We start from the raw sequence: 25,775 nt of genomic DNA, 5'->3' as shown, positions 1-25,775 counted from the left end.
TCGGCCTCAATGTCAAAAAGTGCGGAAATCGCCTATGCTCAGCATTGATCCACAACAGGGCTTCGCGCACGCGCGGATTCATCCGTTCCGATAAGGAGGCAGCATGGCATCGCCAATGGCAGGTTTCGTCAGCCGTTTTATCGTTTTGTCGCTCTTTTGTCTTGTACCCGCAATCATCCAGGCCGGCCAGGAACCCACTGACCCGAGGTCGGACCTCGACACGCCCCCATCGGTCCTGACCGACCGCCTTGCGAGTAACGCCAAGCTGCTCGACTCATCGGCCGTGTTGGCCGACTTTCGGGCAGGCTTGCCCGAAACCCAGGTGATCGTGTCACTTCGCCCGACGGCGGCAGCCGAGGTCTTGGCCGCTCAGTCGTTGTTGTCCGCCGAGGTACCCGAGGGTCTAGACGGGGAGAGCGACGCCGTCTTCTACGACCTTCAGAACGAGTCCATCCGGGTTGATCTCTCGAATGCCGTGACCGAGGAGGTCGAGCGGGTGCTCGGCGAGATCGCGGGTCCGGGCGTTCAGGTGACCCAGCGCTTCTCGTACCAGTTCGGCTTCGCTGCGCGGGTTACTCCGGACGCTTTAGACGCGATTGCACGCCACCCCGATGTCGTCCGGATCGAGCATGACTGGCAGTTGGAGCCGCAGCTCCGACAGGGCTTGCCGCTGATGAATGCGGTCACGCCGCGCAGCACCTACAACGGCAGCGGGATCAGCATCGCCGTGACCGACACCGGCATCGACACCAGCCATCCCATGCTGGGCGGGGGCGGCCAACCGATCTTCAACGCCAAGGTCATCGGCGGGCGAGACACCGGAGACAACGACAACGATCCACGGCCGCACCCTACGCTCGGCAACGCACATGGAACCGCCGCCGCCGGTATTGCAGCCGGCAACCTGGGTACCGTCGGCGATTACATCGGGGGGGTCGCACCCGGGGCCAAGCTTTACGCGATCAAGATCTCTTCCGGGAACACCGGCTCCGCAACGACGTCGGCGATGATTGCCGGTTGGGAGTGGGCCATCACCAACAAGAACAGCGATCCCGCAAACCCGATCCTGGTGATCAATACCAGCTTCGGGGGAGGCTTTTTCTCCGGTCAGACCGCCTGCAACAGCGCCGTTCCGGCCATGACGACCGCTGCCGCAAACGCCGTCGCTGCAGGAATCACGATCTTCGTTTCCTCCGGAAACGATGGATTCTGCAATGGTACCGGTTGGCCGGCATGTATCTCCCATGTCAATTCGGTCGGTGCCGTCTATGACGCCAATGTCGGCTCTAAAGGCTGGTGTGTCGCGTCGACCTCTTGCGCCACGAAAGAGCAGAATCCCGGCTGTCCCACGGGCTGGGCAGCCTTCGAGAACGCCTTGTCCAATCGGGTGACGGCATACTCCAACTCGGCCTCTTTCTTGACCATGTTCGCCCCATCGAACGATGCCTACAGCCCGGATATCAGGGGAGCGGGCGGATACACTTCCGGAGACTACACACCCACCTTCGGCGGTACCTCGGCGGCTGCGCCTTACGCCGCGGGAGCGGCAGCGGTCCTGCAGAGTGCCGCCAAGGCGAGAACGGGCGCCTTTCTCACCCCGTCACAGGTCCGCCAGTATCTGACCACCAACGGCGATCCCGTGACCGACGGCAAGGTTGCCATCACCAAACCGCGCGTCAACCTGGCCCGAGCCGTGGACGCCTTGCCGTCCCCGCCCACGCTGCGCACCGTCACCGCGACGGCCGGGACGGGCGGGAGCGTAACGCCTTCCTTGCGAATCGTGAACCAGGGCTCGACGGCAAGCTTCACAGTTACCGCCAATACCGGGTACACGCGAAACAACGCGGTGGTTGGAACTTGCCCTCCAGGGGGCTGGAGCGGCAACGTCTATACGACCGGAGCGATCGCCAGCAACTGTGCCGTCAGCTTTAGTTTCACGCCGATCATCATCGTCACTCGCACCGTCACCGCAACCGCCGGACCCGGCGGTAGCGTCACACCAACCTCACGGCTCGTGCTGCTGGGCGCGACTGCCAGTTTCACAGTCACGGCCAATACCGGCTTCACGCGCAACACTGCAGTCGGCGGCACCTGCCCGGCAGGCGGCTGGAGCGGTAGCACCTATACGACAGGAGCCGTGACGGCAAACTGCGCGGTGAGCTTCAGCTTCACCGCCATCGCCGGATCGGGAATGAGCAACGGGCTCTTCAATCCCGCGACAAGTACATTCTATCTGCGCAATGCCAATAGTGCGGGACCGGCCAACACCGTCTTCGGCTTTGGTCCTCCCGGGCGGGGCTGGAGGCCGCTGACGGGGGACTGGAACGGGAACGGCCAGACGACGGTCGGCCTGTACAACCCGGTGACAAGCTCGTTTTACCTCCGCAACGCCAACAGCGGGGGAGCTGCGGAGGTGAGCTTCGGCTTCGGGCCTGCGGGGCGCGGGTGGACGCCCTTGACCGGTGATTGGAACGGCAATGGCCGGACCACGGTCGGTCTTTACAATCCGGCGGCGAGCACTTTCTATCTCCGCAATGCCAACAGCGGTGGAGCTGCGGACGTCAGCTTCAGCTTCGGACCTGGCGGGCGCGGCTGGCTGCCGTTGACCGGTGATTGGAATGGCAACGGTCTGACGACGATCGGTCTGTACAATCCGGGCACGAGCACCTTCTATCTCCGCAATGCCAACAGCGGGGGAGCTGCGGATATCAGCTTCGGCTTCGGGCCTGCCGGACGCGGTTGGTTGCCGTTGACCGGTGACTGGAACGGCAACGGCCAGACGACAGTCGGGCTTTTTAATCCTTCGACCAGTGCCTTCTATCTCCGCAATGCAAACAGTGGAGGTGCTGCCGATGTGGTCTTCGGCTTCGGCCCCGGAGGCGCGGGTTGGACACCCATCTCGGGAAAATGGACGCCTTAGAATCGCGCGGTCGAGCCTGAGGCATCGAGATCCCGCCGACCCTCAGGAACGTGCGTGACACAACGAGCCGGGCATCATGCCCGGCTCGCAAAGCTCGAACGCTTTTGTTACGAATCGCCCGGATCGACTATGGATCCGGGCGGCTCGCACGCGGCGGCGCAAGACCATGGCGCAGGGCATCCTGCCCGCCCGGCACGCCGCACCGGCGGGCGCTTCGGACCTCTCACGACACTGCTAAGCGCCGCCCGAGACCGGCTGCGATCGCCCGATCTCGAACCGGTGCCGCCCCCGACACCCACGAATCACAAGCACGAACAAGCGTTGCATGTCGCCCCCCTTGCTCCGAGAAGGGTCAATTCGTGCTGAACGGCGATCCTGCATCGCCGCCTGCCCTGGCCGACCCAATCAGGGCGGAATCCGTGGCGAGTGGTCATGGAACACGCAAATTGACTACAGCAACGGAACGAGACAGTGGTGTAGAATTCGCGCTTCGTACACGGGATACCCTCCCTGGCTGTATTCTGATGAATAGACAGAGAGTTATCCGGCATCTGCCTAAGTTACGCCAAACCGAAATTTCGCCATCTAGGCGGCCTTCTGAAATCAATTGATGGTTGACATTTTTCAGCAATCGCTCGTGCTTCGGTCTTAGCCTCGAACCAGGAGTCACCCTCAACATGAACGCGCTTCGCAGCAGACGTCCCAACACGCTCGGATCTCGGCTCGTCAACATCGCCGCTGTTCTCGCCATCTCGGCAGCCAGCCTTACGCTCTTGCCGACGACGGCACATGCGGCCACCTTTACGGTCACCAACCTAAACGACAGCGGTCTCGGCTCGCTCCGACAAGCCATCCGCGATGCCAACGCGAATGTTCAGACAGGGGCCGATACGATCCGATTTCAGGCCGGCCTCAGGGGCGACATCGTGCTCCTGACGCAGCTCCCATCGATTTCGCGCGATCTGAACATCGTCGGCCCGGGTGCCGACACGCTCACGATATTTCCCAATCGTCAGTCCGATGGCTTAGTGATCAGGTCGGATCGGACCGTCACGATATCGGGACTGCGAATCACGAACGCACGCATTGGCGTCAATAATGACGGCATCTTGACGGTCAACAACTGCGAGATTTCGGGGAATTTCAGTTCCGGCCTATCCAATCGCGGCTACAACGCCAGGCTCACCCTCAATCGCAGCCTAGTGTCCGAGAACCGGGGCAGGGGCATCAACAACGAGGTCGGCGGCAGCTTGATCGTCAACGAAAGCACCCTGGTCGACAATATAACGACAAGCAGCTTCGGCGGTGGCGGCATCTACAGCAGCAACTCTGCAACCATGCTGACCGTCATCAACAGCACACTTAACGGGAACTCGGCCCCCAATGGTCCCGGAGGTGGCGTGACGATGGGCTCGGCGAACAACGTCACTTTCTACAACAACACCTTGTCCGGAAATACCGCGGAGCGAGGCGGCGCCTTGTCCGTCTCCGGCGGACTGGCTGTTGCCAACTCGACCATCACCGGCAACCTCGCAACACGCGAGGGAGGAGGAATTTACGTAGACGGGGTCTTGTTCATCTCCAACTCCATCGTGGCCGGCAATCGCACCACGGCCATGGGCAACACGGGCATCGAGATCATCCGACCCTCGACGCGTGGTACCTTCACCTCCCGCGGGTACAACCTTTTCGGTCAGAACGGCGTCTCCGGGCTCACGAACGTCACGCCCAGCGCCGGCGATCTGATCCTCTCCGGCTCGATCGCGACCGCAGTAGTCGCCCTGAGCAACAACGGCGGCCCGACCAGAACGCATCTCCCGGTTTCCGGCGGCCCTGCCGTCAACGGCGGCAGCAACAGCCTAATTCCAGCCGGAGTCGGGAGAGACCAGCGGGGTGCGCCTCGAGTGACCGGGGGTAACGTCGATATCGGCTCGGTCGAGCTCGGCGTGCCCCCCCGAGCAGACCATGTCGGTCTGCACAATCCCGGCGCGGGGGCCTTCTTCCTACGCTACAGCCACAGTGGCGGCGCGGCGGACGCAAGCTTCAGATTCGGCCCGTCAGGATCGGATTGGCGCCCGCTGACGGGGGATTGGAACGGCAACGGACAGGATACCGTCGGGCTCTACGATCCGGCGCGGGGGGTGTTTTATCTCCGGAATACTATCGGGGGCGGCGTAGCCGATCTCAGCTTTGGGTTCGGTCCGTCGGGGCGCGCCTGGCGACCCTTGAGCGGTGACTGGAACGGCAACGGGCGAGCCGGCGTCGGTCTCTACGACCCGGCAACCGGGAGCTTTTTTCTCCGAAACACGCTTGGCGGCGGGGCAGCCGATTACGGCTTCAGGTTCGGTCCGGCGGGGCGCAACTGGATTCCCTTGAGCGGGGACTGGGACGGCGACGGACGAACCACCATCGGCCTGTACGATCCGCTTGACGGAACCTTCCATCTTCGCAACAGCCTCAGCGGCGGGGTTGCGTCCGTGAGCTTCCGGTTTGGTCCGGCCGGGCGCAACTGGGTCCCCTTGAGCGGAGATTGGAACGGCGACGGACAAACCACCATCGGGCTGTACGACCCGGTTTCAGGCAGCTACTACCTGCGCAACAGATTAAGCGGCGGGACCGCCGACCTGAGCTTCCGATTTGGCCCGGCACCATCGAGCTGGACACCGCTGAGCGGGACATGGCAGCTCCCGGGCACGGCGGGCAACGATATCGATTCGGCTTTGCTCGAGGCAGCCGACGCCTTGAACGAGGATGCGGCCCTGCCATTCTCCCGCGCGCTCGATCCTTCCGAGCTGCCGACCTCCTTGCAGACGCGATTGACCGAGGCACAAGCGGAAGCTCGGGACGCCTACTCCGGCGCCGACGGCGGTTGGATCGTCTTCGTGACCGACACGGCTCTGGTGGCGGAGGATACGAACGGCACGACGGATGTGTACGGATATGACCCGCTCGCCGACACCCTCGCCTTGGTCAGCCGCGGCACGGACGGGCGCGCCGGCAACGGAGCAAGCTTCGGGGCGCACCTCGACGGTGCCGGTATGCGGATGGTATTCGTCTCCGAGGCGAGCAACCTGGTAGCAGACGACATCAACGGTGCGGCCGATGTGTTCCTTTACGAGGCGGCGTTCGACCACATCCATCGCATCAGCCGGAACAGCTTCGGCGAGGCTGCCGACGGTGCCAGCCGTGCTGCGCGATTGAGTGCCGACGGCCGCCATGTCGCCTTCGTCTCTGCGGCGACCAACCTGGCGGAGGACAGCCTCGATGGAGGGGAGGCCCTGTTCGCGCACGAGCTGGCTAGCGGCTTGACCCAACGGATCGAGCTCGACTGACACGCCCAAGCAAAGGCCGCCGCCGGTCGGTGCGGAGTCGATCGCTCCGTTTACCGCCATGATCGGAACGCGCCGACCGGGGCGCGGCCAAACCATCGATCGGGCTGTACACGCTTGCACGAGCTGTAGGGGCGACTTAAGTCGCCCCTACATTGGTCGATGCTTTCACGCAAATCACCTTCAGACGAACCTCACTCCGGTGGCCCGCAGTCAACCACCAGGTCGCTCGAACCTGACTCCAGCACACTTGGCTCGGTTCCGAGCCGACGCATTGATTCCCGAGTAATTCATTGAGGAAGCTATCCTTCGACGGAGTTCAGCGCACTCGCCGCGGGCTACAGCTATGTCGAGCGATCGGTCGTCGTAGTGGCGCGAAGTTAGGCGAGCGCCAGTACAACCGTTCGTCGCTTTGCTGTTACGAATCAGGCCGAAGCCGTCCACTTTGGGTTGAAGAATAACTGTACGCGTCTTAGGCTAATTCTGCTCGGCGTCATACACGCCGAAGCCAAAGACGTGTCGGCCGTCCCCTGACGAGGTGTCGGCGTGACGACGAGAACGCTACCGGCACATCGGCCCGCGATCCTCATCCGACACAACAATAATCAGGTTAGGGAACGAGAGGATCGCTTGATGTCGACGCGCCCCCCCTTGCACCGAAGAACGCTTGGCCTGCTATTCCGATCGGCACCTGCCGGGCAATGCTACGCCGTATCCAATACGTGTCCCGCCCTCGCGGCCGCACGCGAGACCGCCGCACGGCGCAGCGCGCGCGCTTGGCTTGTGTCCAATCTGCTGCTGATGCTTGGACTTGTGTTAGCGGCGGTCCCGGTCGGCGCGGCCACGACTATATTCCAAGATGGCTTCGAGCTTGGATGGGGTGGTTGGTCCGCCGACAACGGTGTCTGGGAGTTGGGTACGCCCACGGCTGGGCCCGGGGGCTGTTATGAAGGCACCAAATGTGTCGGAACCGTGTTGAACGGCGACTATCCGAATACGAGCAGCCGGCTGATCTCGACCACCATCAATCTACCGCAGGTCTCGGGGAGCGAAGAGATACAGTTACGGGCTCGACATTGGTTTAGTTGGGGTCGCGGCGGCAGCAGTCGGATTCAAGTCTCCGCCTTCGATACCGGTACATCGACCTGGTCGCCCTGGCAGAACGCGAGCGAGAACTATACCGGACTCAGCGGAGTCTGGTCGCCGCTTCAGATCGACCTCACCGCCTATAGTGGCAAGCGCGTAAGACTCGGGCTGTTACTCGCCGTAGATTCGTTCTGGTACGTATCCGGCAATCCTGGCTGGTATGTCGACGACATCCGTGTCATTCGGACGGTGCCCGTGTTCTCCGGCGATTTCGAGGGCGGATGGGGCGACTGGTCTAGCGACAACGGCGTTTGGGAGATCGGAAGTCCGACCGCAGGACCGGGGAACTGTTACGAAGGGACACGCTGCGCTGCGACCATCCTGCACGGCGATTATCCGAACAACAGTAGCCGCCTCGTATCTCCGACCATTGCCTTGCCCGGGATCGCCGGCACCGAAGAGTTGACCCTTCGTGCCTGGCATTGGTTCAGTTGGGGTCGCGGCGGAAGCAGTCGAATCCAAGTCTCCGCCTTCGATACCGGCACCTCGACCTGGTCAGCCTGGCAAAACGCAAGCGGAAACTACACCGGATCTAGCGCGATATGGTCGCCGATTCAGATCGACCTCACGGCCTATAGTGGTAAGCGGATAAGACTCGGGCTCTTACTCGCCGTAGATTCGTTCTGGTATTTATCGGGCAGTCCTGGCTGGTACATCGACGACATCCGCATCACCGGACTGGAGCGGGCGACCCACATCGGTCTCTACAACCCCACGGCCAGTGGTTTCTATCTGCGTGACCGCCATCAAGGTGGCGCGGCAGACGCCAGCTTCTCGTTCGGTCCAGCCGGCGTGGGCTGGAAAGCGCTGACAGGGAATTGGAACGGCACGGGGCAGAGCACAGTCGCGCTCTATAACCAGGCGCGTGGTGCCTTCTTCCTCCGCTACGGACACGGCAGGGGCACCGCGGACAACACTTTCATCTTCGGTCCATCGGGTCGGAACTTGACCGCCTTGAGCGGTGATTGGAACGCCAACGGACGCAGCACCATCGGTCTGTACGACCCGGGCAGCGGCAGCTTCTATCTGCGCAACAGTCTCGCCGGTGGTCCGGCGGACGCGATCTTCCGCTTTGGTCCGGGGGGCCGCAACTTTGTACCTCTCACCGGTGACTGGAACAACAACGGACAAACCACCATCGGGCTCTACGACCCGGCTACCGGCACCTTTTATCTGCGCAACAGCCTCGGTGGCGGCGCGGCCGACGCCACCTTCCGCTTCGGTCCTGCCGGGCGCAGCTGGGTGCCCTTGAGCGGCGACTGGGACAGCGACGGTCGCACCACCGTCGGGCTCTACGACCCCGCCACCGGCACCTTCTATCTGCGCAACAGCCTGTCCGGCGGGGCTGCGGACCATGTCTTCCGCTTCGGCCCCAGCTCCGAAGGTTGGGCGCCCTTGACCGGCAAATGGCTCCTCTCGACCGGGACCAATGGCCTGATGACCGCGGAGCAGGCGATGCGCGAGATGACAGACGCGACAGCCGAGGCCGTGCCGGCCTCGCGTGCCACGGACTGGTCGGAGTTGCCGACGGGGCTGCGCAAGCTGATGGGCGAGGCGGAGGCCCGCAACCTGTCAGTGAGTGCCGACGGCGGGCGTATCGTCTTTGCAACTGCCGCAGCCTTGGTGGCGGAGGACACCAACGGCCTGATGGACGTCTACGGCTACGACGTCTTGACCGATGCGCTCTCTTTGATTAGCCACGGCCTGGGCGGACACCCCGCGGATGGATCAAGCAAAGGTCCGCATCTCGACGGAGCAGGCATGCGGGTGGTGTTCATCTCCGAGGCAAGCAACCTGGTGGCGGACGACACGAACGGTGTGGCCGACGTCTTCGTACACGACATGGCGAGCGGAAAAACCGCAAGGATCAGCGTGAGCAGCTTCGGCGAACCGGGAGATGCGGCGAGTCGCAGCGCACGCTTGAGTGCCGAGGGGGATTGGGCTGTCTTCGTCTCCGAGGCGAGCAACCTCGCGGCGGATGGCCTCGAGGAGGAGTTCGGGGTCTACAGGCACGAGATGGCCACCGGTCTAACCGAGCGCATCCGGCTGGACTGATTGCGCTGGTCCGGGCAAACGCTGACTGAATCAGCGGTTCCGTGGCACAAGGATGTGCCGACGTCCGTCAGTCCGCTAATGCGATTTCCGGGAATTGGCATCCCGTTTGCGCATGCCAGGAAGACCTGTAGGGACTGTAGGGGCGAATTCATTCGCCCCTACACGCCGGTAGATCCTTTCCCGGAAATCACCTAAGCCGCTGAAGATAGAGCCACTTCGCGCGTTGGTGACGGAACACGCGCGAGCCGATCTGGCGAAAACGACTCGTTCGACTAAGCTTAAGCTGATGCCGGATCTCCCAAGGCCATCCGACAGCGCGATGAGAAGGATTTCCAGTGGCGTTGTGACATGCTCAGGCTACGCGATCGCAGTCCCGCGCGGACTCTGCCTCAAGGATCTTACGAGCAGCTCCCGGTCTGCTTCCACGCCCTGTTGCTCCATCGCGAGACCAAATGCCCCGGCAATCCGCCGATTGCGGCAGTCTGCGTGGTCACTCGCACACACACGAGCGGCCCATCGGATAGCCGTCCCACCGCGCCGGTCAGCGCAGCGACCAGACTCGCGACCCATGTCGTGGAAAGCGGACGAGGCCAGCCCATTTCTGCACCGCGACACGCATCGATGCCCTCCCGCGCCGGCATAACGATGGGCCGTCGTCTCCACTGATGCGTATGGAGGCATCTAGACATCATGTCGATCATCAGCGTACGTGCCGGTCAATCAATACCGGCGCAGTTGGAGTCCGCTCCGGAGAAGTTCAGGCGATCTCTCGGCGTCCTGCTGACGTCGGCCTTCTTGGCCGGCGCATCTACCGCGAGCTCGGCGGACTTCCCTTACGTGCTTGGGGATATTCCACTCAGTCCAGAGGAGTATCGGAGCTATCTTCGCGCCGATCCGCCCGCCGCGCTGGAACAGATCGAGCAGGATCTGCCGAAAGATGATGATGCTCGGCGCGGCCTTGATCATCGTCTGGTCCAACTGCTTGCGGTTCCTGCGAAGTCAGGGCTTCCAGCCCTGATTCTGTCAGGCCAGGATGGCCTGACGACGCATTTGGTGGCCGATGTGGGCGAAGGGATGATCGAGGCCCTCGGCGCGACAAGACCCGATCGGAGCTGAACGTGAAGGAATCCATTCCTGTCATAGAGGTCCCTGCCGACAGCAAAATGTGACCGAAACGCATGCGTGGCGATGCTTTTTCAGTGATGCGGTATATCAAGGAGGCCAATACGATGTTCATTCTTAGTTCGACAAACCCTCATTCGCGATATTCGCGAATACGCTCGATATCGCCTTTCGCTCGGCAGCTGACCTGGTCATTTTTCTTCCGGGCCATACTGACCATCGCACTGACCGGGGTGCTGATCACAAGCCCGCTCGCCCAAGGAGCGCCTTATCCGTTAGGCGACATCCCGCTTGAGCCGGAAGAATATCGGGAGCTCCTCAAAGTCCTGCCGCAGGACGTTCTGGAGCGACTCGAGGAGACCCTTCCGAGCGCATACGATGCCCGGAGCTCCGGAATCGTGACAACGCCCAAGCACCAAGGCAATTGTGGTTCATGCTGGGCCTTCGCGGCAGCCGGCTCGATTGAGTCGCGGTTGCTCAAGATGGGCCGAGGTACCAGCGACTTATCCGAGCAACAACAGGTCTCCTGCAATACGGCAATGTCCGGATGCCGCGGCGGAAGCGCGACCTCATTACGTTATTGGGAAAATAAAGGCCCGCTCCCGGAAAGCGTGTTTCCATATACAGCCTCGGATACGACGGCTTGCCATGAGCCAAGCGCGTCTCAGATGAATTACCGTGTCACAGCTTTCCATACTGTTCAGCAAACGCCGACGGCCTTCAAGGCGTCGCTCTACAATGACGGTCCGAGCTACTGGCGCTATGTGGTTTATAGCGATTTCACCTCATATTGGTCGAATGCGAGCGCGGGATCCGTTTATCGGAATACAGGGGGGTCATTCGAAGGGGGGCACGCCGTCCTACTGATCGGTTGGGACGACTCCAAAGGCGCTTTTCTTTGTAAGAACAGCTGGGGCGCCACCAACGGACCCAACGGCGACGGCACCTTTTGGATCGCCTATAGCGGACACCAGAATGATCTTGGTTTCGGGATGGCAAATTTCAGCCTTGTCCCGGTCGGCGGCACCAATCCAACCTTGTCCGGTCGTGTGACGCGTTCGGATACGGGTGCGGGCTTGGCCGGTGTCACGGTGAGCTGTAACAACAGCGGCGGAACCGGCACGACAAATTCCTCGGGCGATTACAGTATCTCGGTCACTCAAGGCTGGAGCGGTACCTGTACGCCCGCCACAACAAGCGGCGGTACCTTCAGTCCTGCGAGCCGCAGTTACACGAACGTGACGGCAACCCAAAGCGGGCAAAATTACACTTGGGCCGGGACATCCGGCTGTCAGGTCATCGGCAACGGACAAGTGGTCTCGGCATTGAGCGGGGCGAGCGGGTCTGAACGACTCTACTGCATCGATGTACCGAGCGCTCAAAACAGCCTTAGCGTGCGGACCTGGGGCGGTACCGGCGACATGGATCTCTATGTTCGGCGAGGCACTGCACCGACAACCTCGACGTTTGATTGTCGCTCATGGGCGACCGGAAACGCGGAGACCTGTCAAATCCCCAGCCCTGTGGGCGGTCGCTTCCACATCCTGTTGCAGGGTTATAGTGCTTACTCGGGCGCAAGCCTACAAGCAAACTTCGCGGGCACAGCCAGCAACGGCTCGGGCCCCGGGCTCTATAACCCGGCTGTAGGTGCCTTCTTCCTGCGCAACAGCAACAGCGCCGGCAGTGCCGATGTGAGCTTCGGTTTCGGCCCGGCCGGTCGAGGGTGGCGAGCCTTGAGCGGGGATTGGAACAGCAACGGACAGAGTACGGTAGGGCTCTACGATCCGGGCGCAGGACGCTTCTACCTGCGCAACAGTCACGGCGGCGGCGCGGCGGACGTCAGCTTCGGTTTTGGCCCGGGCGGGCGCAATTGGCGTGCGCTGAGCGGTGACTGGGACGGCAACGGGAGCGACACGGTGGGTTTGTACGATCCCGCGACCGGAGGCTTCTACCTACGCAACAGCTTGAGTGGAGGCACCGCGCATCACAGCTTCCGGTTCGGCCCGGCGGGGCGCAACTGGCTGCCCTTGGCCGGAGATTGGAGCGGCGACGGGATAAGCACTGTTGGACTTTATGACCCCGCGACCGGCGCCTTCTATTTGCGCAACAGCCACGGGGGCGGCGCCGCGGACGCGAGCTTCCGCTTTGGCCCTGCTGGACGCGCATGGGTCCCGTTGGCCGGAGACTGGAATGGCAACGGACGCCACACGATTGGCCTATATGACCCGGCAACCGGCAGCTTCCATCTGCGCAACGGCCTATCCGGCGGCGCAGCGGACGTGACCTTCCGCTTTGGTCCGGCACCTTCGAGCTGGATGCCGCTGAGCGGGCGTTGGACGCGGACGACGATCGGCGCGGTGCCCACCTGGACCGACATGGATGTGGCCGTGGGCGCCGGCGTCACAGAAGAGTGGGTAAGCGTCATGCCCGCTCGGGTCACCAAAGCGTCGCAGCTTCCTGCTGGCCTAAGGAGTCGGCTGCTCGCAGCGGAGGCGACGATCCGAGATGTGTACACCGACACCGACGGCGTGACCGTCGTCTTCGCCACTGCGGCCACGCTGCTGAGCGAGGACGTCAACGGAGTGATGGACGTCTATGCCTACGCGCCGCGAACAGATCGGCTCAGTCTGCTCAGTTGGGGCGCCGACGGAAAGAGCGCCGACGGACCGAGCCACAGCCCGCATCTGGACGGGGCCGGCACGAGGGTGGTGTTCTTGTCTGCAGCCACAAACCTCGTGGCGGGCGATACCAATGGCGTGGTCGACGTGTTCGTGCATGAGCTGGAGAGCGGCTTGACCCTGCGGGTCAGCGAGAGCAGCTTCGGCGAGGCGGCGCACGCGACGAGCCAGACAGCCCGGCTGAGCGCGGATGGAGCCTGGGTGGTCTACGCCTCGGCGGCCGATACACTGGTGGAGGGGGATGCCAACGGGGTGACCGACGTGTTCGTGCACAAGCTGGAGAGCGGTCTAACGGACCGGGTGAGTCTTGATGAATCCGGGCACGAGAGCACCATGGCGGCGACACAGCCGACGTTGGCGCATCCGCCGCTGCGCATCGCCTACACGCGCACGGAAGGCGACAACGCCTCTCGCATCCATGTCTATGCCGCCGAGCATGGGGAGACCCGGGTCGTGGCGGCGACGCCGGAGGCAGTGCAGAGCGACCCCGCGCTCAGTGACGACGGCCGTTTTCTGGCCTATCTGGCGCGGCCGGCACTTGATGCCGCCCCGACGGCGATCTGGGTCGAGACGTTTGACGGTTCCGCGCGTGCACGGCTGGCCTGGCCGAGGACTTGGGATGGGTTGAGCCCTCGCCTGGACTTCTCTCCCGACGGGCGGACCTTGCGGCTTTGGGATGCAGCGGCCCTGCTCGACGCAACTGCAGCGGGCGCGGACGCGCATGTTCTGGCCAACCCGTTGGCACCGACTCTGCGTTGACCGGCAATGACACTCATGCGCGCCTACATCGGCGCGCATGAGGCAGCGCCACGCGCGCCACTCTTGGGCGCCGCGCCGCGGATCAAACGTCCTACGAGCGCGCAGCAACCAGGATTCGCTCAAACAATAGTCGTTCTGGTTGAAGGCGAGCACGATCGGTGATTGACCGAGATCATGGTGCATGCCTCGGGATTTCACATAGAGTGCTCGCGGCAAGGCCTGTTTTTATCTTCTGATCCCGCGGGCGCCTTGGCGGGACGACGACATCGTCGCGCTATCCACCCTGCTTCGGTCCAGTGCGCTGGATCGGATCGACGTGAGCCGCGGCCGAGATCAGTACTCGCCGTGCCTCACGGTTTCGAGCGCCGGCCGTTTGATCATCAGCGGCAGCCCAACGCTGCCGGGCGTTTCGGCCAACCCTGTTGGGCGCCGAGGGCGGAGGAGTGAGGGTGCCTCCGATTGCGACATCGACGCAGCAAGACGCCGACCCTCCACGCCTGCCACCGCTGAAACGCTTGAAGCTCTCGACAGACTGGAATGGATCGACTGCTCGACTCGGAGCGACGCATACCCTGTGTGATCCGATTCGACCTCCTCACATAGCTAAATGGAAGATCGTTATGACGCGATGGCTTTTCGGTTGGACAACCGCCCTCCTGCTCTGCACGGCACACCCCATCTCCGCCGGAGTCACAACCTTCCAAGACGGGCTGGCAACGCCGACCGGCATTGCCGTGCATCCCTGGAATCGGGAGCTCTATGTCAACAGCGGGGCGAGCGGGAAGGTCTGGTCGATCCCGATCCAAGCAAACGGAACGGCGGGCACAGTGGCAACGGTGACGGAGGCATTCAATCCGGATATGGACATTGTCTTTGACGCAGCGGGGAATCTTTATGCACCGATGGCGGCGAGCGACGATATCTTTCGGCTCGCCGCGGGTGGCGGGGTATCAGCAACTTATGGTTGGGTTTATAGCACGAACGCTATGGGCACAGGCATCACGGTCGAATCACCGGGCACCGGCTCAAGTCGGCTATTTTTCGGCAACCATAGCGGATTCAGGCGTCCGTATCTCGGCAAACTGACGATCAACAACTTCCGACCGAACACGCTTACTGATTATGACCACGCAGTCACCTGCAGTAGTTTCCGCTTTCTCGAATATCGCCCCGGCGTCGCCGGCATCGCCGGAACCTCCGGGAATTCTGTCTTCAACATCAACCCTTCGAATGGTTCCTGCTCCACCATCCTTTCCGGTTTCGTTCAACCCAATGGCCTTGCCGAGGATGAACTGAACAATCTCTATGTGGCGGACGGCGGGACAGGTCGGATAACGAAGATCACGCCGCTTGGTCAATCGGTCGTGGTCGCGACGGGTTTGGAATCACCGACGGGACTCGCTTATGACCGGGTCGGCAAGCGCCTCTTTGTGTCGGAACCATCCGCCAACCGAATTTCGGCCGTGACGCTGCTGTCCGGAGCGCCGTTCGACGGCGTCGGGCTGCATAATCCGCAGTCGGGAATCTTCTACCTGCGCAATCGGCACGGCGGCGGAGCCGCCGACATGTTCTTCCGATTCGGCCTAACCGGGTCGGCGTCGAGACCCATTTCCGGGGATTGGAACGGGAACGGGCAAAGCACGGTTGGCCTCTATCACACGACATTCGGGTGGTTTGACCTGCGCGACAGTCACGGCAGCGGAGCCTCCGATGCGAGCTTCCGGTTCGGTCCGACCGGGCGTAATCTAAGTCCACTGAGCGGGGACTGGAACGGCAACGGACGCAGCACCATCGGACTCTACGATGCGACTACGGGGAGCTTCATGCTGCGCAACGCGCTCGCTGGCGGGGCCGCGGATGCAAGCTTCCGGTTCGGTCCGGCGGGACGCAACTGGATCCCCTTGACCGGGGATTGGAACGGCAACGGGCGCACGACCGTCGGCCTCTATGACCCGGCGACGGGGAGCTTCCATCTGCACAACAGTCTCGGCGGCGGCGCGGCCGACATGAGCTTCCGCTTCGGTCCCGCGGGGCGCAACTGGATGCCCTTGAGCGGAGATTGGGACGGCGACGGGCGCAGCAGCGTTGGCCTCTACGACCCAAGCACGGGAACCTACTACCTGCGCAACGGTTTCTCCGGCGGCGCCGCGGACGTGCAATTCCGCTTCGGCCCGGCACCCTCGACTTGGACGCCGTTGAGCGGAATCTGGCAACCCACAGGCACCGCGAGCAGCGGCACCGTGCCGGCCCTGCTTGAGATAGCGGACTCCCTGACGAAGGATGCGACCCTGTCGCCCTCGCGCGGCCTTGAACGATCCGAGCTGCCGACCGCGCTGCAGGCGCTCTTGACCGAGGCACAGGCGGAGGTATGGGACGCGCACTCCGGCGCGGACGAGGGCTGGATCGTCTTCGCGACCGACTCGGCGTTGGTGGCGGAGGACAGAAACGGGGTAACCGATGTGTACGGCTATGACCCGCTCCTCGAGACCCTCGCCTTGATCAGCCGCGACTCGGAAGGTCGTGCAGGCAACGGCGCGAGCTTCGGACCGCATCTCGATGGGGCCGGCATGCGGATCGTGTTTGTCTCCGAGGCGAGCAATCTCGTCGCAGAGGACACGAACGGAGTCGCCGACGTATTTGTGCACGAACCGGCGCTCAGTCACACCCTGCGGGTCAGCACGAGCAGCTTCGGCGAGGCCGCCGACGGAGCAAGTCACCGCGCACGCCTGAGTGCCGACGGCGATTGGGTGGTCTTCTTCTCCGATGCCGGAAACCTGGCCGAAGGCGAGCCCGACGACGAGGCCGAAGGCGAGCCCGACGACGAGGCCGCCGTCTTCGTCCATGAGGTCGCGAGCGGCTTGACACGGCGGATACAAGACTTCGGGGAAGGATTGAAGAACAACGTAAAGAGGTAGGCCGGCGGGGAGAGGCACGAATACCGGCATCCCCGCCAGTGGCGCGTGATGGGGTTCGCAACCTCACCCCAGCCTTCCCACGAGGCTGTAGGGGCGAATTAATTCGCCCCTACGTCGAATTATTCGCCCCTAAAGACTTGCAGGCATGCATGCACAGTCGAGATGCTTAGTGACGATTCAGAAACAAGGTGAACACGTTGTTGAACGCGTAGGATGGGTAGAGCGTCGGCGAAACCCATCCTCCAAAACACCGCGCTGCCGGGTTCGATCCGATGCCTTGGCGCGGGCTGGATGGGTTTCGCTTCGCTCTACCCATCCTACGTGTTTTAGGTTGTTTTTGAATTGTTCCTTATTCCCGAAAATCGCCTCATAGGGATCAAGTCAGCACTGCTGTCGCCGGTATCTCGAAGCCGGCCGACGAGTGCATGCCGCCTACACGTGAAACGGTACTCACCCGCGTGCGACCTAGCGACGTCGTAGACCATTTTGAATCCGTTGCCGATTGCGCCTTTGATCCCTCGCGTCCTGGACCAGCCGGACTGCGGCTTTCCAAACCAAGCAGATTTCGCTCCGATCAACATGTCCCCACCGAAAACGACCTGCGACATCGTCATGCCCGTGTACAACGGGCTCACCTATGCCGCGGAGTGCATCGCTTCAGTCATCGACTTCACAGCAGAAGTCGCCTACCGCCTGATCATTGTCGACGACGCCAGCGACACCTTCACGTCGGCATTTCTCGAGCAGGTCGCACGGCAGCACGACCCCGTGAGCCTGATTCGCAACCCCGAGAACCTCGGCTTCGTCCAGTCCTGCATCCGGGGTTACGAGGCCGGCGACGCGCCTTACCTTCTCTTGTTGAACAGTGACGTCGTCGTCACTCCGGGATGGCTGGAGCGCCTTCTCGCGTGCGCCGCCGCAGACGAACGAATCGCCTCGGTCAACCCCCTTACCAATCACGCTGCACACCTCGCCTTGCCGATGTTTCCGGGTGCCAACTTCCTCGGGATGGACGCACTCCTGAGCGAGGGCGCGCCCCGTTGTGCGGACGTGGTCACGGGCGAGGGCTTCTGCATGTTGTTGCGTCGCAGCGTCTTGAAGAAGGAAGGCTTTCTTGACCCCGTATACGGACGCGGCTATTGCGAGGAATCGGATCTTTGCATGCGATTGACTACACGCGGATATCGTACCGTGGTCGCTGAGAACGTTTATGTCTACCACCGGGGCTCGGGCACCTTCGGTCGCGGACGCGAAGCGCGTTACCTGGCGAATCGGCGCATCTTCGACGCACGCTGGTCTCGTGAGTATCGCCGACAGTTTGCGGCGTTTCGGACTGCCGATCCGCTCCGACAGGTGCGTTCGCTGATCCCGCATCGAACGCGCGCAGTGATCAAACCCGTCATCTGGCAAACAGGCCGTGCCGTGCTGAGCGCAGTCCGCAGCCGTCAGCCCGTCGCCGCAGCACGTGCGGCGGTGCGGGGTCTGTTGGCCCTGCCTCGGGCGCGCATCCCTGTCCCCGAGGCCGACGCGATAGGTAGGGTAACGCGCCCCGGGCGCCTTCGGGTGACCTACATCCTGGACCGCTTGCTGGTCGCCGGTGGCGTGTTGTCGGTCATCCAACTCGTCAACGCGCTGATTCTCCAGGGTGTCGAGGCACGCATCGCCACCCTGTTCGAAGACCCGCTTGTGCACGACTGGAGTCAACTTTACACGCGGCCGATCGTCTATCGCGACGCACGCGAGATGATCGAGCAGTTCCCGCCGACGGATGTCGTGGTCGCGACCCTCTGGACGACCGCGCCTTGGGCGAAGGCCGTTCTGGATGCCGGACGAGCACAGGTCGCGGTCTATTTTCTTCAGGACTACGAGCCTTGGTTTTTCCCGGCGACCCGGCAGAGCAAGCGCGCAGAGGTCGAGGCGACCTTCGGGATGTTGCGGCAGCGGATCGTCATGTCCGACTGGTTGGCGCAGATGATGGCCGCACGCGGGTACGAAACGCACAAGATCTCGCTCGGAATGGACTTGCGGCGCTTCTATCCGCGCGACACGGTACCCGGACCTCCGACCGTCTCGGCCATGGCGCGCCCGCTGACGCCGCATCGCGGTTTCGAGGCAACGATCGAGGCACTTCGGCAGGTGAAGGCTTCGCGCCCCGACGTCGAGATTCGGCTGTTCGGCGACAGCACCCTGCGGCGCTACGCCGTTCCGTTTGAATACAAAGACGAGGGCGTCATTGCCGATCAGGATCGTCTGGCCCGGCTTTATTCGTCCTCGGATGTCTTCCTGGACGGCTCCGATTTTCAAGGCTTCGGTCGTTGCGGCCTGGAAGCCATGGCCTGCGGCGCCGCATGCGTGCTGACCGACGTGGGCGGCGTGAACGAATATGCGCGCCACGGCGAGAATGCCCTGTTGGCCCCGCCGCGCGAGCCGACGCGATTGACCGAGGCCATCCTCGCGTTGCTGAATGATCCCGATCGAAGAGCCGACATGACCCGGGCCGGCAGGGAGACCGCACAGAGATTCTGCCATCGGCGAGAAGCACTGGAAACGCTGGAGTACTTTCACGGCCTGATGAACATCCAGGGGCAGGCATGATCGGCGTCATCGTCATCAACTTCCGCCGAGCCGACCTGACACTGGAGTGTCTTGCATCGCTTTACGGAAACGCCGGAGCGCCCTTTCATCTGTTCCTCGTCGACAACGCGGCCGATGCCGGATCGCGCAAGGCCCTCGGCCGATTCGCAGGGGCACACGACAACGTAACCCTGATCGTGAACGACGACAACAGGGGATTCACCGGCGCAGTGAACCAGGCACTGGATCCGTTGCTTGCGGATCCAAGGTTCGACGCCGTTGCACTCCTCAACAACGATGCCGTCATCGAGGACGCTTGGCTCTCGCGAATGGAGCAACGCTTGGATCCGGCGCAGGGGATCGAGATGGTCGCTGCCCGAATGATGGACTTTCACGCTCCGGATCGCGTCGATAGCCTGGGTATCGTGCTCTACAAGTCCGGTATTGCATCCAACAGGAAGGATGCTTCCGAGCCTCTGCTGGGTCCATGCGGAGGTGCCGCCTTATATAGCACACGACTCCTCAAGAAGGTCACGGCGGTCTCCGGCTACTGCCTAGACCCTGATTTCTTCTGCTACGCAGAGGATACTGACTTAGCCCTGCGGGCCCGTGCACTGGGCTACTCATGCGCATTTGCCGAGGACGCGGTCGTGCGGCATCGCGGGAGCGCCTCGTCCGGCGGCGGATACAACGAGCTGGTTGCCTATTACGGCTTGCGCAACTCGCTTTTCACGATGGCGAAGAATCTACCGGCCGAGTTCTTCCTCCGTCATGCCCTATCCATCTTCACGATGCAAACTGCCGTCGTGCTCAAGTATCTTATCAAGGCAAAACCAAGACTGGTCTGGCGTGTGTACAGGGATTTTGGACTCGGCCTCGAACGGGTTCTTCGACAACGTGCCCGCATGCGTGCGCAACCGAATGCGAAACCCTGGAATTGGAAATGCATTGTGTCGCGCCGTTTCTACGACGGAGCCTATGTCAAACAAACCCTTCGGTCCCTGCATCGTCGGGATATTCGGCCGGCGAAGCCCTGAATCCGTCCGCCGCGGCCCGGACCATACACCCATCGGGCGCTGGATAGACGACCCGCCCAAGGGCCGAGGTGCTAAACTACCGGCCCTCTGAAGACACGCCATCGCCTCCAAGGTCGGACTATGCAATTGCTTGTGCTCGGCATGCACCGCTCGGGAACCTCCGTGGTGACTCGCCTCCTCAATATGATGGGCGCCTACTTCGGCCCGGAGGGCGTCTCGCTCGGCGCAAACGATGAGAATCCCAAAGGTTTCTGGGAGCGCCGGGATGTCCTGGAGCTTGACGAGTCGCTGCTGCGGGCCGGCGGGGCAGACTGGGATCGCGTCGCCGACTTCGCGCTCGATAAGATCCCGGAGGATGCCCGGGAAGCCTTCAGGCGACAGGCACAAGCGCTGATCTTGGAGCTGGACGCCCACCGTCCCTGGGTGGTCAAGGAGCCCCGACTCTCCCTCCTCGCTCCCCTATGGCGCGACCTCCTCGAAGTGCCCGTATGCGTCTACGTCCATCGTCACCCGATCCAGGTCGCACAGTCCTTAAATCGCCGCAACGGGTTCCCGATTGCGTTTGGATTGGCGCTATGGGAGCGGTACACGTTGGATGCGCTTCGTGCAGCATCGGACCTGCCGACCGTCAGCGTCATGCATCGGGACGTGATGCGAGATCCGGTCTGGACGACTCGGACGCTCTTCGAGCAACTGGAAAGTGTCGGTGTCCAGGGCCTGCGCCTTCCAAGCGAACGGGAGATTCTCGCCTTCGTGGATCCCAAGCTGTTTCGCCAGACCGGCGGGGCCGATCTCGAAGCGAAATACATCAGTGTTCACCAGAAGGCACTGGCGGATGCCATCGAGAACGACTTCCCGCGTCTCTTGGCAAATCGCGGCGAATTGACGATGTCCGATGGCGGCCAGGTCAATCTGCATGCATACGAGCACCATATCGAGCTGGAGCGCTCGCTCGGCGAGGAGATCGCGTCCAAGCAAGAGCTCCGGCATGAGCTTGTCGACCAGACCGAGCACCTGCACGCCGCCGAACAGGCGCTCGCGGAGCGCACCGACCAGCTGCACCGGCGCGAGCAGGACTTCGCCGAACAGTCCGAGCACCTGCGCGCCACCGAACAGGCGCTCGCGGAGCGCACCGACCAGCTGCACCGGCGCGAGCAGGATTTCGCCGAACAGTCCGAGCACCTGCGCGCCACCGAACAGGCGCTCGCGGAGCGCACCGACCAGCTGCACCGGCGCGAGCAGGACTTCGCCGAACAGTCCGAGCACCTGCGCGCCACCGAACAGGCGCTCGCGGAGCGCACCGACCAGCTGCACCGGCGCGAGCAGGACTTCGCCGAACAGTCCGAGCACCTGCGCGCCACCGAACAGGCGCTCGCGGAGCGCACCGACCAGCTGCAACGCCGCGAGCAGGACTTCGCCGACCAGCGCGAGCACCTGCGCGCCACCGAACAGGCGCTCGCGGAGCGCACCGACCAGCTGCAACGCCGCGAGCAGGACTTCGCCGACCAGACCGAGCACCTGCGCGCCGCCGAGCAAGCGCTCGCCGAGCGCACCGACCAGCTGCAACGCCGCGAGCAGGACTTCGCCGACCAGACCGAGCGCTTACATCACTATCGCGACGTCTGCGATCAGCTCGGCCGCGATTACACGGCGGTCAAGAGCTCCGCCCGGTGGAAGATCGGCAATCGTCTCGTCCGCGCGGTCGAGGTGCTGCTCCTGCGCGGCAAACCGCGGCTCGTGATGGACGAGATCGCAGACACCTTAAAGGCACTGAGGGATTGGGACGATGCGCAAACAGCCGCGTCCCGGCCCGGTGCTCAATTCGACAGCCCGGATGTGGCCTGCCTTCGCGAGTGGATCGGGCTCTTGGATGCCGACATTCGCGCAGTGCTGAAATCGAAACGCTGGACGATCGGAAACGCGCTCGTCCGAACCATCGAGATCGGAATCGGGCGCCGTAAGGTACCGCTGGCGTCCGAGCATCTTCGGTCGATGCTCGACCAAGCCGCAAGCTGGGTGCCGGTTGGCGACGAACATCAGGATCTACGGCAGCTCGATGCCTGGTTCAACGGAATCGATCAAGATCTTCGCGCCATGCTGGCCTCCAAGCGATGGCAGGTCGGGAATTCACTCATCGGTGCGCTCGACCGAATCCTGTTGCGCGGCCGACGCCGGCTCGTCGTCGACCACATGCGCGAGGTCTTGGACCAATACAAGACCTGGAAGGACCGACCTCCGAGTCTTCCGCGTCCAAGCCAACCCTCCCGGTTCGACGCACTCCTCGCGGACTCGCAGCTGGCAACAGGCGGTCGGCGTCAGGTCGACGTCATCATCCCTGTCTTCAATGCACTTGAAGACCTCAAGCGTTGTGTCGACTCCGTCATCAAGAACGACGACGGGACACTGGCGCGCCTCATTCTGGTCAACGACTGTTCCGGAGAAGACACCGCCGCTTGGCTGCGCGAGGTCGCGCACAGCCATGACTCCATCGACCTAATCGAGCACAGCGTCAACGCCGGCTTCACCAAGTCAGTCAACGACGGAATCGCCGTCAGCACGGCACCCTTCGTCATCTCGCTGAACAGCGACACCATCGTGACCCGCGGATGGATGTCCGGCCTGCTGAAATGCATGGCATCCGGTCGGAACGTCGGCATCGTCGGCCCGCTCTCCAACGCGGCCACTTGGCAAAACGTTCCGGATCTCTACGACGCGACGCATCACTTCGCGAACAATGCACTGCCGTCCGGCATGACTCCGGATGATATGGCATTGGTCGTCGCCCATGCCTCTGCCCACGACTATCCATCGACACCCTTCATCAACGGCTTCTGCTTCATGATCAAGCGCGAAGTCATCGATAGCATTGGCCTCATGGATGAGGATCGCTTTCCGGTAGGATACGGAGAGGAGAACGACTACTGTATTCGCGCCGCGGAGGCGGGATTCGAGCTCAGAATCGCGGACGATGTGTACGTCTTCCACGCCGAATCCAGAAGTTTCGGGCACGAACGACGCCAAGAGCTGTCCGAGCGCGGGTTCCATGCCCTGGAGAAAAAACACGGCATCGAGCATTTCCATTCGCTCGTCTCGCTCGTCAAGGACACGAGCGCAATGGACCGTGTTCGCGGCCGTATCGGGCAATCTCTAAGAAGTTTTCGAAGCTGGCAGCATCGCCGGGCAGTCGATCTGCCACAGAGCATCGCGTGCGCGGAATACAGTCCGACCCCACAGGTGTCCGGCCCGATACCTGCCGAGCAGATCGAAGCTCACATCATCCTGTACTCGGATCACCCGGGACCTGATCTCCGGTTGACGTTGGAAGCACTCGCGTCCGCTCCGCTTGCACCGACGCGCGTTTTGCATCTGGCAGCCGACTGGGCGCCGGGTGAGAATCGCTTCCAGTACGACGCCCAGTTCTCGGGCCGCGTGCATCACTTCGAAGACGGGCGCGGTTTCTACGCCGCGATAAAATCCGTGCTGGACGACATCGGATCTGCCCATGTCTGCATCATCCGGCAAGGAACCATCGTCGTGCCGAGCGTCGTGGACGCCCTCCTGACTATCTGCATGGCGACAAGCGGTTACGCCGCCGCGAGCCCCGTGACCAATCGACTGAGCGGGTTTGCCGTCCCCTTGTCGTCCGGCGGAAGCGCGCTAGTCACCGATACCAAGCTCTTCCAAACCAATGGCGAGCGCCTGGCCGCGGCAGCCCCGATGCTTGATTTGGATGTGTTCTTCCTGTCCAAGCAGGCACTGGACGCCGTGCCCTTTCCCGGTTTCGCAGAAGACAAAACGGATCAGTCGCTGGTACGCTTCTTCATCGCCCTAGGCAAGCGCGGCATGCGGCTCGGCATCCTGCTCGGACGTTATGCCTTCACGGTCTCCAACGGACCGTCTCTGCCGCCGCGTGCGATCGACGCCGTCGCCGAGCTCGCCGAGCGCGACGATCGAGAGGATCTGCGGCATCGTCTTCTCGCGTTTCGTCATACGATGCAACCCTGGGCAACGGCCCTGGAGCGACACCACCCGGTCATTATCGGGCAGCCGACCGTCTGTATCGTCGTGTCCACGTTGCACTTGTACGGCGGCGTGATCGTCCTCGTCAACTGGGCGAACCAGTTGATCCTGGCCGGACTCGACGTACGCGTTTACGTGTTGCACTATGATGGCGCACCAGCCCGCGGATTACGGGTGCTCTTCGATCCAAAGCCGTACTCCGACAGCGAAACCGTCGCACGCGAATTGCCGATCGGAGCCCACATCGTCGCGACGATCTGGTCGACGGTCGAGATGGTGGAAGACCTTGTCGAACGCGTTCCGGGGGCTTGTGGTTACTACTTTATTCAAGACTACGAGACGCTCTTCTATCGAGACGATCTGTCCGAACGCGCCCTGCGGCGAGCCGCAGAGGCGACTTACGGCACCCGCTTGACCAAGGTCGTCACATCCCGCTGGATCGCCGATCAACTGCCCGCGGCGGCAACATTGAAGGGCGGCCTGCTGCACCGCATCCCGGTCGGAATCGATCATTCAATCTACCCGCCGACGGACCGACCGGGCGTGAGCGACCGCCTGCCTGTCGTCGTGGCGATGGCCCGGCCCGAAACCCCCCGCAGGGGCTTTGATCTCCTGGTCGACTCCCTCGCGATCCTGAAGTCCCGGCACCCGGATCTCAGAATCCAACTGTTTGGCTCGACGGCGCTGGCCGAGCGGCGAATTCCGTTCGCGTTCGAGGATCTCGGGACCCTGGACTCAACCCGCCTTCGGAAAATCTACGCCGAGGCGGACATCTTCATCGATACGTCGGACTTCCAGGGCTTCGGGCTTTGCCCGCTCGAGGCAATGGCGTTGGGTTGTAGCTGCGTGCTCACGGATAGCGGCGGCGTCTCCGAGTATGCCGAGCACCAGGTCAACGCGTTGATCGTGCCGCACAGTGCCGACGCGGTTGCCGATGCCGTCAGCGAGTTGATTAACGATCGTGCCTTGCGTCTACGTCTGTCGTCGGCCGGTGTCGATACCGCTCGCGCCTTCGATTGCTCGCGGACGGCGCGGGAGTGGCTTCGGCTGTTCGCGGGCAACCAACCCTGAAGTGCCGGGTGCTTGTGGTGCATTCAAACGTGCAAGCAGCCCGGTGCAGCGGCGCGGGCGATGGGGCTCGCTGTTCGATGCACGCTAGCCGCCCCCCCCGATGGCCGGGGTTTTGCCGCTGGTTTGGCCGCTGTCTTGTGCAGGAGCGG

The 25,775-nt window shown here is 62.7% G+C and carries 9 protein-coding genes and 1 pseudogene; all 10 read left to right on the top strand.

What is annotated here, in order from left to right; translation table 11 throughout:
* Positions 1 to 103: 103 nt before the first annotated feature.
* Positions 104 to 2,920 carry a S8 family serine peptidase gene (locus BDD21_RS09145; RefSeq protein WP_120796910.1) on the top strand — a complete coding sequence of 939 codons (2,817 nt, stop codon included), beginning with the start codon at positions 104 to 106 and terminating at the stop codon, positions 2,918 to 2,920.
* Positions 2,921 to 3,597: 677 nt separating this feature from the next.
* The gene (locus BDD21_RS09140; protein WP_120796909.1) at positions 3,598 to 6,252 is read left to right on the top strand and encodes a choice-of-anchor Q domain-containing protein; all 2,655 of its coding nucleotides are present in this window, start codon (positions 3,598 to 3,600) and stop codon (positions 6,250 to 6,252) included.
* A gap of 972 nt (positions 6,253 to 7,224) precedes the next feature.
* Positions 7,225 to 9,450 (top strand): hypothetical protein, encoded by a 2,226-nt coding sequence (locus BDD21_RS09135; protein WP_120796908.1) that lies wholly within the window; start codon positions 7,225 to 7,227, stop codon positions 9,448 to 9,450.
* 690 nt (positions 9,451 to 10,140) lie between these two features.
* Complete coding sequence (locus BDD21_RS09130) at positions 10,141 to 10,566, top strand: hypothetical protein (protein ID WP_120796907.1); 426 nt, start codon at positions 10,141 to 10,143, stop codon at positions 10,564 to 10,566.
* A gap of 62 nt (positions 10,567 to 10,628) precedes the next feature.
* Positions 10,629 to 11,498, top strand: a pseudogene (locus tag BDD21_RS29175) (C1 family peptidase); the annotation flags it as partial.
* A gap of 66 nt (positions 11,499 to 11,564) precedes the next feature.
* Positions 11,565 to 14,009 (top strand): pre-peptidase C-terminal domain-containing protein, encoded by a 2,445-nt coding sequence (locus BDD21_RS09125; protein WP_245969488.1) that lies wholly within the window; start codon positions 11,565 to 11,567, stop codon positions 14,007 to 14,009.
* A gap of 620 nt (positions 14,010 to 14,629) precedes the next feature.
* Positions 14,630 to 16,924, top strand: coding sequence for a hypothetical protein (locus tag BDD21_RS09120; RefSeq protein WP_120796905.1), 2,295 nt, complete (start codon positions 14,630 to 14,632; stop codon positions 16,922 to 16,924).
* Positions 16,925 to 17,503: 579 nt separating this feature from the next.
* Positions 17,504 to 19,519: a glycosyltransferase gene (locus BDD21_RS09115; RefSeq protein ID WP_147431025.1), complete on the top strand. Its 2,016-nt coding sequence runs from the start codon at positions 17,504 to 17,506 to the stop codon at positions 19,517 to 19,519.
* A complete protein-coding gene (locus BDD21_RS09110; protein ID WP_120796903.1) occupies positions 19,516 to 20,535 on the top strand; it encodes a glycosyltransferase family 2 protein in 1,020 nt (339 codons plus the stop codon). The genes BDD21_RS09115 and BDD21_RS09110 overlap by 4 nt, the downstream gene beginning before the upstream one ends.
* Before the next feature lie 120 nt (positions 20,536 to 20,655).
* On the top strand, positions 20,656 to 25,626 hold the full coding sequence (locus BDD21_RS09105) for a glycosyltransferase (RefSeq protein WP_120796902.1): 4,971 nt from the start codon (positions 20,656 to 20,658) through the stop codon (positions 25,624 to 25,626).
* The last annotated feature ends 149 nt before the right edge of the window (positions 25,627 to 25,775 follow it).

The sequence above is a fragment of the Thiocapsa rosea genome, assembly GCF_003634315.1.
GTDB lineage: Bacteria > Pseudomonadota > Gammaproteobacteria > Chromatiales > Chromatiaceae > Thiocapsa > Thiocapsa rosea.
This window is presented reverse-complemented; position numbering and strand designations above follow the sequence as displayed.

What these genes read in the sequence shown, in the direction of transcription:
- BDD21_RS09145 (WP_120796910.1), top strand. Translation starts at nt 104, where the DNA reads ATGGCATCGCCAATGGCAGGTTTCGTCAGCCGTTTTATCGTTTTGTCG.
- BDD21_RS09125 (WP_245969488.1), top strand. Translation starts at nt 11,565, where the DNA reads ATGGCAAATTTCAGCCTTGTCCCGGTCGGCGGCACCAATCCAACCTTG.
- BDD21_RS09130 (WP_120796907.1), top strand. Translation starts at nt 10,141, where the DNA reads ATGTCGATCATCAGCGTACGTGCCGGTCAATCAATACCGGCGCAGTTG.
- BDD21_RS09110 (WP_120796903.1), top strand. Translation starts at nt 19,516, where the DNA reads ATGATCGGCGTCATCGTCATCAACTTCCGCCGAGCCGACCTGACACTG.
- BDD21_RS09120 (WP_120796905.1), top strand. Translation starts at nt 14,630, where the DNA reads ATGACGCGATGGCTTTTCGGTTGGACAACCGCCCTCCTGCTCTGCACG.
- BDD21_RS09105 (WP_120796902.1), top strand. Translation starts at nt 20,656, where the DNA reads ATGCAATTGCTTGTGCTCGGCATGCACCGCTCGGGAACCTCCGTGGTG.
- BDD21_RS09115 (WP_147431025.1), top strand. Translation starts at nt 17,504, where the DNA reads ATGTCCCCACCGAAAACGACCTGCGACATCGTCATGCCCGTGTACAAC.
- BDD21_RS09140 (WP_120796909.1), top strand. Translation starts at nt 3,598, where the DNA reads ATGAACGCGCTTCGCAGCAGACGTCCCAACACGCTCGGATCTCGGCTC.